Origin of the sequence: Mycobacterium persicum, assembly GCF_002086675.1 — a bacterium.
Classification (GTDB): Bacteria; Actinomycetota; Actinomycetes; order Mycobacteriales; family Mycobacteriaceae; genus Mycobacterium; species Mycobacterium persicum.
The window spans coordinates 1-12,659 of sequence record NZ_MVIF01000078.1; the positions used below are offsets into that span (position 1 = coordinate 1).

Below are 12,659 nucleotides of genomic sequence, written 5' to 3' on the forward strand. Positions count from 1 at the left end.
CGCCGGGGTCGAGCGGGGCGCTGGTGACGACGCGCCGCCGGGTCGTGGTGGCTGTGGGTGGACGTAGGCCAACGGCTGCACCGTCGAGTTGGGCCCGGTGGTGACCGGACTGTGCAGCGTAGCGGTGGTGAGCATGCCAGCGGGTGTGCCGCTGCCGGGTCGCTTCACGACCGGCGGGGTGAAACCGTCACCGGTGGGCCGAATGTAGCTGGTTGCTCCCGCACCGGGATAACCGCTGACCACACCACCGGTTCCTGGACCCGATCCGGCTGGCGGGGATAGGGTGTCCGCGCGGCTCTGCATCGCCTCGCTGAGCTGCGCAGAACCTGGCCCCGGGATGGCTGGGCTGGGGGCGGCGACTCCTCCGGCGTGTGCGACCTGGGCGATCATCCCCATCGGAGGCTGCGGCGCCCGGGCTAGTGTCTGAGCCCCGGCGGGCGTGGCCGCCGCCGAGGCACCACTTGGGGACGCCGACGCTGAGACCGAGCCGGCCAACGGCGCCGGCGGCGCACCCCCCATCCCGGCACCGACGGTTGGCGGGGGGATGAGCGCGTGCGCGCCTTGCTCGCCGGCCTGCAGGGTTGCTTCGGCCGCGCTGATCGCCCCGGTTTCGGCCAACCCCGCCGCCGCCGCAGCCGGCGACCCTCCCGCCACCGCCGGTGGAAACGGCACCATGATCGCCGCCGCGGCCGCGCGCAACGCCGCACCGTAGGCCGCGCCCGCAGCCGCATTACGCGGCCACATCTGCCCGTAATACTCCAGATTCAACGCCACGATATGCGGGGTCAACGCCCCCCACACCAGCGGGTTGATCTGCTGGGCGGTGGCCTCATCGCGTCGATTGGCCTCTGCCTCCTGCGCGGTGACCATCGAGGCCACCGCGCTCTGATGGGCACCGGCCGCCGCCGCGACATGGGATGCCTTCTCCAGTAGCGCTGCTGCCAGCAGCTCATGCTGGGTATCCAACGCGGCCTGGGCCACCGCCGAAGCCGAAGCCCCTACCCCGCGCCACGTGGTGCCATAGGTGGCCGCCCCAGTGGCTGTCGAGGCCGCCACCACGGCCTGTATGTGCGCCGCCTGCGCGCTCAATGTTTCGGCATAGGCCAACGTTGGGGCCGGACCAGACCCCGAGGCCAACGCCGTGTAGTTGGCCTCCGGCGAAAACGCCGACCAGGGATGCACCACCACAACCTGCTAACTGCTACCGGGTCAGGGCCGCCGCGCGCATCGCCTCACTAACCACCGCCATCGTCGCGCCGGCCATCGACTGGGCGTCAGAAAACACCCCGCGCTCCGCCGCATGCTCACCAGCGATGCTCGAATACGCTGCGTCCACCACCGCCGTGCACGCCGCCGAATCAGCATCCTCGCCCACCGGCACCACCGCCGATAACGTCGGTGCAGCCGCGGCCACCCCAGCACCTAGCCTCGCCGCCAACCCCGCCTGCGTCATCGCCGAAGCCCCCACCACAGCCGACTCCACCGCAAACACCATCACCTGAGACCTCACTCCCCGCGCGCAGACAAACGTCAGGCGATGATCCTAAACTTGGCGGCACTATTCGCGCCTGCCATCACCGGCACGCGCCCTATTCGCGCCTAAGCCGCGACTCGACGAACCGTTCCACTCGCTCCCATTCGCGTACCGCCTTGGCATAGGGGCCCGCGGGCATGCTGACCGAGTCGGGATCGAGCACGTAGGCGACCAACTTGCCCAGCGGCTTGCCCGGGTCCAGCGCCTTATCCACGGTACTTTCTTCCGAATAGTCGCCGATGTCGCGCAGCAACTCGACCGCCAGATCTAGCTGGTCACGATCCACGGCGTCAGGCCCATCGGCGAAATCGTCGGCCAGCCCGGTCAGCACATAGACATTGTCATCGGTGACCTCCACCGCGAGTGAGCCGTCGGTGGCCGCGGTACGGATGTCGTCGTAGGTGCTCAGGTCCGCCAAGTCGTGGTCGTGCTCGTCGGCAAGATAGCGGGCCAGCGCCCGCTCGGAACTGAACACACTGATGCGACCGTTGCGGCCCAGGAAGATCGGGCGATCATCGAGATAGCAACGCAAGGTGTAGAAGTTACCGGCACTGGTCATGATCTGCACCGGGTCGATGCCGACCTTCAGCCAGAAGTCCTCGTCGCTACCCAGAACGACGGCGGCCGCGGCTTCATCTTCTTCGGCTTCTTCTTCGGCGTCTTCTTCGTGGAGATCGGCGTCGCTGTCGTCGGTATCGTCCGGGCCGGCCGACTCCGCCGCCGCGACCTCATCAACAGCCTCCTCCTCGTCGCCCTCGGTCTCCGGCTCTTCCGGTTCCTCGGGCTCCTCGGCCAATTCGTCGGCGGCCTTGGCCGCCAGGTCGGCGTCGACCTCGGGAACGCTGACGATGTCGTCGATGGCTTTGAGCACGTCGTCCCAGCTGCGCCCGATGATCTCGGCGATCGCATTCCAGCGTTTTTGGCCCGCCTTACCGGTGAAGTAGTCGACGCCCCCCGACACGGTGCCCAGCGTGGGATTGCCGTTGAAGAACTTCGACACCGCCGGCAGTTCACACACCGATCCGATGGAGGACACGATCGCCAGCGTCGCCGCCAACGCTGCCACCGACTCCTCGGTCGGCTTTTCGGCCACCAGCTCCTCGACGACCACCAGATCGAACGTCTTGTCGACATCCGGATCGAAGTTGTGCGCGTGCGCCTCGGTCAGCTCCTGCCACGCGGGGTGGTCCACCAGGTCGTTGTCGGTGTCGCCGCGGACGAATGCCACCAGGTCTGCGACGCTCTCGAAGGCATACAGGTCCTCGTCCTTACCCAGAAACGCCTCCCATTCGTCGCCGGAGTCACGCCAGCGCGGTGCCCACAGCGTGTAGCGGTCACCGTCGGACAGGCCCAGGCGGATGGGCACGAGGTCAGCAGCCATGCGGCACAGAATAGCGACGGCCGGGCGATGGCCCCGGCCCGGTAGTGCTCAGCCGCTCCAAATATCGGTGATCGGGGGAGCGTTCATTGCATTGCCCGTCTTGGGTAGGCCGTACATCTGCTCCAGCGTGGAAAGCAGGTTGTAGTGGCTGATCTGCTCGTTGTAAGTGCCCGGCTGCACGTGCGCCCCGTAGAACACCGTCGGAATCTGGTTGCGGCTGCTGCCGTCGTCCTCGTCCCACGTGACGATGAGCAGGCTGTTATTGGCCTTGGCCCAGTTGGCGTACGGCGACAGTTCGCGGTTGAGCCAGGCATCGCCCGCCGCGACGGAGCCGTCGTGCATGTCGTTGTCGGCGTTGGGTATGACGAACGACACCGTCGGCAGACTCGGGTAGTTCTCCGGCTGCGGAAACGCGCTGAACGGCACCGACAGCGTTGGTGGGACGTTGCTGAAATTGACCCACGGCACGTGCTTGCGCGCGTACTTGCCGGCACCGCAGACGGTCGAGCCCACCGCGGGCAGATCCTCGGCGAAACCGACAAAAGTGTGCCCGGCGGCCAGCAGTTCGGAGGCCAGGTTGGGCGTCGAGCCGGCGTCGACCGGGCAGGTGTTCTTGGTCAGGCCGAAGGTGCTGCCGGCGAACATCGCCAGGTAGTTGGGTTCGCTGGGATGCGTCTCGGCGAACGATTGCGCCATCATCGCGCCGTTGGCGGCAAGCGCATTGATGAACGGCGCCGCCGGGTTGCCGATGATGTTGGCCTGCGAGCGGTTCTCTTCCACCACGATCACCACGTGCGAGAACATCGGCAGCGCCGCCGCCGTCGGCTCCACCCCGTCATGAGCCCAGACCTGGCCCCACCCCGACACCGCCACCGCAGCGAAGACCGCCAGGGCTCGACCCCCACCCGCCAGACACCCGCGCACGCCCGGAGTATAGGGGGCGGCGTCGACCCGCCGCAGCGCGAGATTCAGCGTGTCAGCCGGCGTGAGCCCGATCGTTATAGGGTCACACCCCGTGGATGTCCACGTCATCGACCACCCGCTGGTGGCCGCCCGGCTGACCGTGCTGCGCAACGAACGCACCCGCAACGCCGCCTTCCGGGCCGCGTTGCATGAGCTGACACTCGCGCTGGTGTACGAGGCGACCCGCGACGCGCCCACCGAGCCGGTCCCGATCCGCACGCCGCTCGCCGAGATGACGGGAGTGCGGCTGGCCAAACCGCCGCTGCTGGTACCGGTGCTACGCGCCGGATTGGGCATGGTCGGCGAGGCGCATGCGGCGCTACCGGAGGCGGACGTGGCCTTTGTCTGTGTCGGCCGGGACGAGAATACGCATCAGCCGGTGTCATATCTGGAATTGCTGCCCGACGACCTCAATGGTCTGCCGGTAATGGTCCTGGACCCGATGCTGGCCACCGGCGGATCGATGATGTACACGGTTGGGCTGCTGTTGTCCCGTGGGGCGAGCGACATCACCGTGCTGTGTGTGTGCGCGGCGCCGGAAGGCATTGCGGCACTGGAAAAGGTGGCGCCCACCGCGCGGTTGTTCACCGCCGTCATCGACGAGGGGCTGAACGAAGCGGCCTTTATCGTGCCGGGTCTCGGCGACGCGGGCGACCGCCAATTCGGCCCCCGCTGAATCACCAGCTGCCCACCGAAGTGACCAGCTCGGCGCGCAACTTCCTGGCCCGCCGCCTCGCGGCGGCCACGTCGACGGCCGCCGCGCAGCGAACCTCCAAGTAGCACTTCAGCTTTGGCTCGGTGCCCGAGGGTCGCAGCACCACCCGGACCGAGGTGTCGCCGTCGCCGCCGGTGAAGATCAACGCGTCGGTGATGTCGGTGACGGTCGCGGGAAAACCCGCCAGCCGGTCGGGTGGGGTGTGGCGCAGCCGCGTCATCACCGCATCGGCCTCGCCGGCATCGGCGACCCGCCGCGGCACCGCCGCCACCTCGTGGACGCCGTAGCGGCGAGCAAGCTCGTCGAGTTTGTCCGGCACCGAACGGCCCTGCCGTTTCAGCGTCGCCGCCAAATCGCACATCAATACGGCGGCGCTGACGCCGTCCTTGTCGCGCACCGCGGCGGGGTCGACGCAATGCCCGATCGCCTCCTCGTACGCGTACACCAGCGTGCCGGGCCGGTCGGCGTCGGCGCGGGCCAGCCACTTGAACCCGGTGAGAGTTTCCACGTGGACGGCGCCGTGGTCGGCGGCGATCGCCGCCAGCATCCGCGACGACACCACCGTGCTGGCGACCGTCCGTGGCCCTGTTGGGGGGTGCGACAGGATGTAATCGCCTAGCAGCCAACCTGTTTCGTCTCCGGAGAGCATCCGCCAACCAGTTTCGGCGGGTATGCCGACCGCGCACCGGTCGGCGTCGGGATCCAGCGCGATCGCGACGTCGGCGTGGATATCGGCGGCCAGGGCCAGCAGCGCATCGGTGGCGCCCGGCTCCTCGGGGTTGGGGAAGGCGACGGTGGGGAAGTCGGGGTCGGGTGCGAATTGCGATGTGACGGTGTGCACGTCGGTGAAGCCCGCCCGGCGAAGGGTTTCGACGGCTACCGCGCCGCCGACGCCGTGCATCGCGGTCAGGGCTATTCGCAGCGAACCCGTCGAGCGGCGGACCGCGGCCGCACGCTCGATGTAGCGGTCCAGCAGATCGGTGTGGACGGGTTCGACGGGTTTTCTGGCAATCTGATCGGCCGGCGGTGCGGCGGCCATCGCGGCTTCGATACGGCGGTCGGTGGGCGAGACGATCTGGATACCGCCGTCGAGGTACACCTTGTACCCGTTGTCGGTCGCCGGGTTGTGCGACGCCGTGATCTGTATCCCGGCTGCGGCGCCGGTGCGGCGAACGGCGAACGCCACGACCGGTGTGGGCACCGGATCGGGCAGCAGCAGCACCGAAAAACCTTCGGCAGCAAGAACTTCCGCGGTGGCGGTGGCGAAGGCCGCCGAGCCGTGCCGGGCGTCGCGCCCGACGATGACGGTCTGGGAGCGCGCGCCGGGTTGCTCGGCGAGCACCCGAGCCAGCGCCCAGGTGGCGTGCAGCACCACCGCGAGGTTCATCGCGTCCGGCCCGCCGCGCACCGGTCCGCGCAGCCCCGCGGTGCCGAAGGTCAGTGGGCGGGCAAACCGCGCGGCGAGTTCGCCGGGGCTGCAGGCGGCGAGCTCGGCGGCGGTCTCGGGATCGGGATCGTGGGCGATCCATTCCTGGGGCGTCACGGGCGTCACGGTTCAGACGCGCGCTATGCGTTCGATCGTTGAGGCCAGCAGCGCGCCCATCCGGGCCGCCGACGCCGCACCGGCGGCCAGCACCTCGGCATGGCTGAGCGGCTGACCGGTGATGCCGGCCGCCAGGTTGGTCACCAGCGAGATGCCCAACACCTCGGCACCCGCGGCGCGGGCGGCAATCGTCTCGTGCACCGTCGACATGCCCACCAGGTCGGCGCCCAGCGTTTGCAGCATCCGGATCTCGGCGGGCGTCTCGTAGTGCGGCCCGGGCAGGCCGGCGTACACGCCTTCGGTAAGCCGCGGATCGGATTGACGGGCGAGCTGGCGCAGCCGCGGCGAATACGCGTCGGTCAGGTCGACGAACTGCGCCCCCACCAGCGGGGACCGCGCCGTCAGGTTCAGGTGGTCGCTGATCAGCACCGGCTGACCGACCTGCATATTCGGCCGCAGCCCGCCGGCGGCATTGGTGAGCACGACGGTGTGTGCTCCCGTCGCGCACGCCGCGCGCACCGGATGGACGACGTGGCGCAGGTCGTGGCCCTCGTAGGCGTGGATGCGGCCGGCGAGCACCAGCACCCGGTGATCGCCGATCGGCACGGACAGCAGCTCGCCGGCATGTCCGGCGGCCCGGGGCGGTGCGAACCCCGGCACGTCGGCCTGGGGCAGTACGGCCGTTGGCCGGCCCAGCGCGGCGATGGCCGCAGCCCATCCCGACCCGAGAACGACGGCGACGTCATGACGGCCGATCCCGGTGCGCCCGGCGATAACTTGCGCTGCGTGCCGGGCGAGTTCTACGGGCTCCGGCAGCGGGTCAGTCACACTGCGCGAGCCTACTCAGCGCCAGCAGACACAGAGTCGCACGCCGCTCGGCGGCGCGATGCGACTCTGTGTCTGCTGGCCAGTGGACCGGTCCGCTTCGATGAGATACTGCGAGGATGCCCGCACTCACCGCTGCCGACCGCGTTGAGGAATTGGTGCGATGCCGCGGTAGTGACTTGGTCGAACTCTCCCACGCCATCCACGCCGAGCCGGAGTTGGCGTTCGCCGAACATCGCAGCTGCGCCAAGGTGCAGACGCTGGTCGCCGAACGCGGTTTCGCGATCACCGCGGCCGCCGGCGGCTTGGACACGGCCTTTCGGGCGGACTTCGGCCACGGCCCGCTGGTGACCGGGATCTGCGCCGAATACGATGCGCTTCCCGAGATCGGGCATGCCTGCGGCCACAACATCATCGCGGCGTCGGCGGTGGGCGCCGCGCTGGCGCTGGCCGAGGTCGCCGACGACCTCGGCCTGACCGTTGCCCTACTGGGCACTCCCGCCGAGGAGTCCGGGGGAGGTAAGGCGCTGATGCTGCAGGCCGGGACATTCGACGACGTGTCGCTGGCGGTGATGGTGCACCCGGGGCCGACGGACATCGCCGGGGCCCGGTCGCTGGCGCTGTCCGAGGTGACCGTGCGTTACCGCGGCAAGGAATCACATGCCGCCGTCGCCCCGCATCTGGGCGTCAATGCCGCCGACGCCGTGACCGTCGCGCAGGTGGCCATCGGGCTGCTGCGGCAGCAACTGGCGCCGGGGCAGATGGTGCATGGCATCGTCATCGACGGCGGGCAGGCGGTCAACGTGATTCCCGGGCACGCGATGCTGCAGTACGCGATGCGTGCCCACGACTCGGAATCGCTGAGCGACCTGGAGGGCCGGGCGTATGCCTGCTTCGCCGCGGGAGCGCTGGCCGCCGGCTGCGAATACGAAATCGACGCCGCCGCAACCCCATACGCTGAATTGAATCCCGATCCATGGCTCGTCGACGCGTGCCGAGAAGAAATGCGCCGGCTGGGCCGCGACCCGGTGCCCGCCGCCGCCGAGACTGGGCTGCCGATGGGCAGCACCGATATGGGAAATGTGACGCAGGTGCTACCGGGGATCCATCCGGTGATCGGTGTCGAGGCCGGCGGGGCCACGGTTCACCAGCGCGCCTTCGCCGCTGCCGCGGCCGGACCGAGTGCCGACCGAGCTGTCATCGACGGTGCAATCATGTTGGCGCGCACGGTTGTTCGCCTCGCCGAGACCCCCGAAGAGCGGGACCGGGTGCTGGCTGCGCGACAACGCCGGGCGGCGGCCCGATGAGCCTGGTCGACACTGCCGAGTCGTGGCTGGCCGCGCACTACGACGACCTGGTCGCCTGGCGTCGGCACATCCACCGCTACCCCGAGTTGGGCCGCCAGGAGTACGCCACCACTCAGTTCGTGGCCGAGCGGTTGGCCGACGTGGGCCTGAACCCCAAAGTGCTGCCCGGCGGCACCGGACTGACGTGCGACTTCGGCCCGGAACATCAGCCGCGGATAGCGCTGCGCGCCGATATGGATGCGCTGCCGATGGCCGAGCGCACCGGCGCGCCGTATGCCTCGACCATGCCCAATGTCGCGCACGCCTGCGGGCACGACGCGCACACCGCGATTCTGCTGGGTACCGCGCTGGCGTTGGCGTCGGTGCCCGAGTTGCCGGTGGGGGTGCGGCTGATCTTCCAGGCCGCCGAAGAGCTGATGCCCGGCGGCGCCATCGACGCGATCGCGGCCGGTGCGCTCACCGGAGTGTCGCGCATCTTCGCCTTGCACTGCGACCCCCGCCTCGAGGTGGGCAGGGTCGCGGTCCGGCACGGCCCCATCACCTCGGCAGCCGATTCGATAGAGATCACGCTGTATTCGCCGGGCGGCCACACGTCGCGTCCGCACCTGACCGCCGATCTGGTCTACGGCCTGGGCACGCTGATCACCGGCCTGCCCGGAGTGCTGTCACGCCGCATCGACCCGCGCAACTGCACCGTGCTGGTCTGGGGCGCGGTCAACGCGGGCGTGGCCGCCAACGCCATTCCGCAAACCGGCATCCTGTCCGGGACTGTCCGCACCGCCAGCCGGCAGACCTGGGTGGATCTGGAGGACATCATCCGCCACGCGGTCGACGCGCTACTGACGCCCCTGGCCATCGAGCACACGTTGCAGTACCACCGCGGGGTGCCGCCGGTGGTCAACGAGGACGTCTCGACCCGCATCCTGACCCACGCCATCGAAGCCGTCGGCCCCGACGTGCTGGCCGATACCCGGCAGTCCGGCGGCGGTGAGGACTTCTCCTGGTATCTCGAGGAGGTTCCCGGAGCCATGGCGCGGCTGGGGGTGTGGTCGGGCGACGGCCCGCAATTGGACCTGCATCAGCCGACGTTCGACCTCGACGAACGAGCCCTGGCCATCGGGCTGCGGGTGATGGTCAACATCATCGAGCAGGCGGCGGCGTTCTGATCCGGCGTTACCAGATCCCCCGGTGCAGTGGACTTTTCACCGCGCGCCCCGGGCGCGTTGTGCTTCAGCCTGCGGCCCCCGGGTAACGGTGGTTTGCGGGGTCGCCGGTGCGCAATTAATCCGCGCAGTCCGTGCGTCAGCGACAAGCCAAGGCGCGCAATGGAATTGTCGCTGACGGCGGTCGTGGGGCCGTGCTCCGGTGTGGGGAGATGGCAATCGCGTGCCGGTGCGGTTGGGTGTGTGCTGGCGCCGCCGGGTGTGCGCTGGCGGCGCTGAGTGTGCGTGCATGGCGCCGAGTGCGCGCTGGCGGTGGCCGATCGTGGGCTTTCCCGCCCTACAAGCGCGGTCAAAGCCGTCACTGCACACTCGACATCACAGCCATACGGTAACCACGTGCGACATCCCCGAACGCCTGCCACCACAAGCGGTTTGAGCCATGGAGACTGATGTGGCTGATGGGAGCGGAGATCAGCGCCGTCCCAACCCGGCAGCGTGTCAACGGGTGGGTTCACTCGCGCCGGGGAGTTCCTTCGGGGCTGTGGGTAGCCGGTCGAAGCGGCGCAGCCGCAAGGAGTTGGTCACCACGCTGACCGAGGAGAGCCCCATCGCCGCGCCCGCCACGACGGGGTTGAGCATGCCCAGCGCGGCAAGCGGTATCGCGGCGGTGTTGTAGCCGAACGCGAAACCGAGGTTCTGGTAGATCGTCCGCAAGGTGCGGCGGGACAGCTGGATCGCCAGCACGACGCCGTCGAGCCGGCCGGACATCAAGGTGATGTCGGAGGCCTCGATGGCCACGTCGGTCCCGGTGCCGATCGCGATGCCCAGATCGGCCTGCGCCAGCGCGGGAGCGTCGTTGACGCCGTCGCCGACCATGGCGACCACCCGGCCCTCGTCTTGGAGCCGGCGCACCTCGGTGACCTTGTCCTGCGGCAACACCTCGGCCAACACCCGGTCGATGCCCACCTGTGCGGCGATCGCCGCGGCGGTGCGGGTGTTGTCGCCGGTGATCATCGCGACCTGCAGTCCCATCGCATGCAGCTGGCGGACCACCTCGGCGGCGTCGTCCTTGACGGTGTCGGCCACGGCCAGTACTCCGATAACCCGCTCGGCCTGTCCGACGAACACCGCGGTGCGGCCCTGCTCTTCGAGTTCGGTGGCCGCGGCGGCGAGGCGTTCGGGCAGCAGCAAATCGTGCTCGACGATGAGCTTGCGTCGACCGACCAGCACCGCCCGGCCGTCGATCTCGGCCCGTACGCCGTGTCCGGCCAGGTTTGCGAACGCCGTTGCCGCCGGAATCGGCAGCGCCTGCTCACGCGCGCCGGCGACGATCGCGGCGCCGATCGGGTGTTCGGAACCGGACTCGACGGCTGCGGCCAGCTGCAGCACCAGGTCTTGCTGGTGTGCCTCGTCGGCTACCACGTCGGTGAGCCGCATCTGGGCGCGGGTGAGGGTGCCGGTCTTGTCGAAGACGACGGTGTCGATCTTCTGCGAGGCTTCCAGCACCTCGCCGCCCTTCACCAGGATCCCCAGATCCGCGCCGCGGCCGGTGCCGACCATGATGGCCGTCGGGGTGGCCAGACCCAGCGCGCACGGGCAGGCGATGATCAGCACCGCGATCGCGGCGGTCATGCCGGCGACCGGGTTGGCGGCCAGCAGCGTCCAGCCGGCAAAGGTCAGAGCGGCGACACCCACCACGGCCGGTACGAACACCCCGGAGACGCGGTCGGCCAGCCGTTGCACCGGGGCCTTGCCGCCCTGCGCCTGCTCGACCAGACGCACAATCTGCGCCAGCGCGGTGTCTGCCCCGACGGCGACGGCGCGCACGGTCAGCAACCCGTCGACGTTGACCGTGGCCCCGGCAACACGGTCACCCACGGTTTTCTCGACCGGGACCGATTCGCCGGTGAGCATCGACTCGTCGACGGCGGCGCGTCCGTCGATGACTTCGCCGTCGACCGGGATCTTCTCCCCGGGCCGTACCCGCACCAGGTCGCCGACCTGCACCCGGTCGACCGGGACCAGCTGCTCCTCGCCGTCGATGAGCAGCCGGGCCTCCTTGGCGCCCATGGCAAGTAGCTTGCTGATCGCCTCCGACGCCTTGCCCCGGGCCCTGGCCTCCAGATAGCGGCCGAGCACCACGAACGCGATGATCAACGCCGAGGTGTCGAAAAACAGTGGGCCACCTGCGAATAGCTCGTAGGTGGAGTAGCCGAAGGCAGTCAGCGTGCCCAGCGCGATCAGCGTGTCCATGTTGGCGCTCAACGCCCGGGCCTGCACGACGGCCTCCTTGAGAATCGACCAGCCGGCAATGAATTGCACCGGCACCGTGACGGCCAACGCCAACCACCCTGCCCACGGGGCGGCAATCATCGTCAACCCGGCCGACAGCAACCCGAACGGCCAGGCCAGCCAGACCCGGCGCAACCAGGTCCGCCGCTCGGCTGCGGGATCCGCGCCGGGCGAGGCATGGCACGAGGAGACCTGAACCTCGCCGCATCCGCCCTGATCCGCGGGGACGTCGCGCGAACGGCCCAGCAGCCGGCCGATGATCGTGCGTATCACGCCACCGTTGCGCTCGGCAGCCGAATGCGGGGCGCGCGAGGGCACCAACTCGGCCGGAAGGTGTTGGGCATCAACGATTGCCGCGAGCACCGCCGCGGTATCACAGTGCCCGGGCGAAAACCAGATCACCACCGAGGCGGTTCGCGGATATGCCTGAACGGCCCGGACACCGGCCACCGTCGCGACGGTCTCTTCGGTCGCGACGGCACGAATCTCGTCGAAACCGGACCCGCCGACGTGAACCCGCATCCGTCCTGCGGCATTGGATACGACGGTCAGCTCGACGTCCGCGTCGGGGCGCAGCTCAGCGATCGTGGTCATCGCACCCGCCCGCTACCTGTGACTGTGAAACATCTTCTCCGATACGCTCTTTCGCCTCGGCGATCACATCGGCCAGCGTCAGCCGAGCCTGCTCGGAGCTCTGCTGGGCTTTGCGTTCCGCGGTGCGCAGCCCACGCAGTCCCCACGCCGTGGTGGCGACCGTCGCCTCCCGCAACGGCACCTTCACCGCCGTCTTGCGCAGCACCTCATACGCCGCCGCTCCCACCACGCCGGTCACCAATGTGGGTACCGACTTCGCCAAGAGCCCATGCCATGAAACCATGTGAACGAACCTTTCCTATCGTGCGTGCCAGCTTGCAAAACTACAATACCCCGGTAGGG

At 69.2% G+C, this 12,659-nt stretch carries 11 protein-coding genes; 3 read left to right on the forward strand and 8 right to left on the reverse strand.

Annotated features, from left to right (window positions below; genetic code table 11):
* From BST40_RS20360 to BST40_RS20375, 4 genes are all read right to left on the reverse strand, one after another.
* Positions 1-1,185: PPE domain-containing protein (locus BST40_RS20360; protein WP_158084020.1), on the reverse strand; the 1,185-nt coding region annotated here is incomplete at its 3' end.
* 16 nt (positions 1,186-1,201) lie between these two features.
* Positions 1,202-1,495 (reverse strand): hypothetical protein, encoded by a 294-nt coding sequence (locus BST40_RS20365; protein ID WP_131808313.1) that lies wholly within the window; start codon positions 1,493-1,495, stop codon positions 1,202-1,204.
* Between the two features lie 94 nt (positions 1,496-1,589).
* Positions 1,590-2,915, reverse strand: a complete 1,326-nt coding sequence (gene satS / locus BST40_RS20370) for a protein export chaperone SatS (RefSeq protein ID WP_083155287.1) — start codon at positions 2,913-2,915, stop codon at positions 1,590-1,592.
* A 48-nt stretch (positions 2,916-2,963) separates the two neighbouring features.
* Positions 2,964-3,839, reverse strand: coding sequence for an alkaline phosphatase family protein (locus tag BST40_RS20375; protein ID WP_425270704.1), 876 nt, complete (start codon positions 3,837-3,839; stop codon positions 2,964-2,966).
* 91 nt (positions 3,840-3,930) lie between these two features.
* On the opposite strand from BST40_RS20375, the gene upp reads away from it, so the two are divergent.
* Positions 3,931-4,554, forward strand: a complete 624-nt coding sequence (upp, locus tag BST40_RS20380) for a uracil phosphoribosyltransferase (protein WP_075547717.1) — start codon at positions 3,931-3,933, stop codon at positions 4,552-4,554.
* Between the two features lies 1 nt (position 4,555).
* Here upp and BST40_RS20385 read toward each other — a convergent pair whose 3' ends face one another.
* Both BST40_RS20385 and BST40_RS20390 read right to left on the reverse strand, forming a co-directional pair.
* Complete coding sequence (locus tag BST40_RS20385) at positions 4,556-6,136, reverse strand: phospho-sugar mutase (protein WP_083155289.1); 1,581 nt, start codon at positions 6,134-6,136, stop codon at positions 4,556-4,558.
* Positions 6,137-6,148: 12 nt separating this feature from the next.
* On the reverse strand, positions 6,149-6,964 hold the full coding sequence (locus BST40_RS20390) for a purine-nucleoside phosphorylase (RefSeq protein ID WP_075547719.1): 816 nt from the start codon (positions 6,962-6,964) through the stop codon (positions 6,149-6,151).
* A 116-nt stretch (positions 6,965-7,080) separates the two neighbouring features.
* Between BST40_RS20390 and BST40_RS20395 the strand changes: the two genes are divergently transcribed.
* Together BST40_RS20395 and BST40_RS20400 are read left to right on the forward strand one after the other, a co-directional pair.
* The gene (locus BST40_RS20395; protein ID WP_075547720.1) at positions 7,081-8,268 is read left to right on the forward strand and encodes an amidohydrolase; all 1,188 of its coding nucleotides are present in this window, start codon (positions 7,081-7,083) and stop codon (positions 8,266-8,268) included.
* Entirely contained in the window at positions 8,265-9,434 is a 1,170-nt protein-coding gene (locus BST40_RS20400; RefSeq protein ID WP_075547721.1) for a M20 family metallopeptidase, read from the forward strand. The genes BST40_RS20395 and BST40_RS20400 overlap by 4 nt, the downstream gene beginning before the upstream one ends.
* Positions 9,435-9,929: 495 nt before the next feature.
* Here BST40_RS20400 and BST40_RS20405 read toward each other — a convergent pair whose 3' ends face one another.
* Complete coding sequence (locus BST40_RS20405; protein ID WP_089025239.1) at positions 9,930-12,245, reverse strand: copper-translocating P-type ATPase; 2,316 nt, start codon at positions 12,243-12,245, stop codon at positions 9,930-9,932.
* Positions 12,246-12,300: 55 nt separating this feature from the next.
* Positions 12,301-12,600 (reverse strand): DUF1490 family protein, encoded by a 300-nt coding sequence (locus tag BST40_RS20410; RefSeq protein ID WP_075547723.1) that lies wholly within the window; start codon positions 12,598-12,600, stop codon positions 12,301-12,303.
* Between the last annotated feature and the right edge of the window lie 59 nt (positions 12,601-12,659).

Bases quoted from the DNA above. Each gene is read 5' to 3' on its own strand.
- BST40_RS20365 (WP_131808313.1), bottom strand. From the start codon at position 1,495: ATGGTGTTTGCGGTGGAGTCGGCTGTGGTGGGGGCTTCGGCGATGACG.
- satS (WP_083155287.1), bottom strand. From the start codon at position 2,915: ATGGCTGCTGACCTCGTGCCCATCCGCCTGGGCCTGTCCGACGGTGAC.
- BST40_RS20395 (WP_075547720.1), top strand. From the start codon at position 7,081: ATGCCCGCACTCACCGCTGCCGACCGCGTTGAGGAATTGGTGCGATGC.
- BST40_RS20400 (WP_075547721.1), top strand. From the start codon at position 8,265: ATGAGCCTGGTCGACACTGCCGAGTCGTGGCTGGCCGCGCACTACGAC.
- BST40_RS20405 (WP_089025239.1), bottom strand. From the start codon at position 12,245: ATGCGGGTTCACGTCGGCGGGTCCGGTTTCGACGAGATTCGTGCCGTC.
- BST40_RS20410 (WP_075547723.1), bottom strand. From the start codon at position 12,600: ATGGTTTCATGGCATGGGCTCTTGGCGAAGTCGGTACCCACATTGGTG.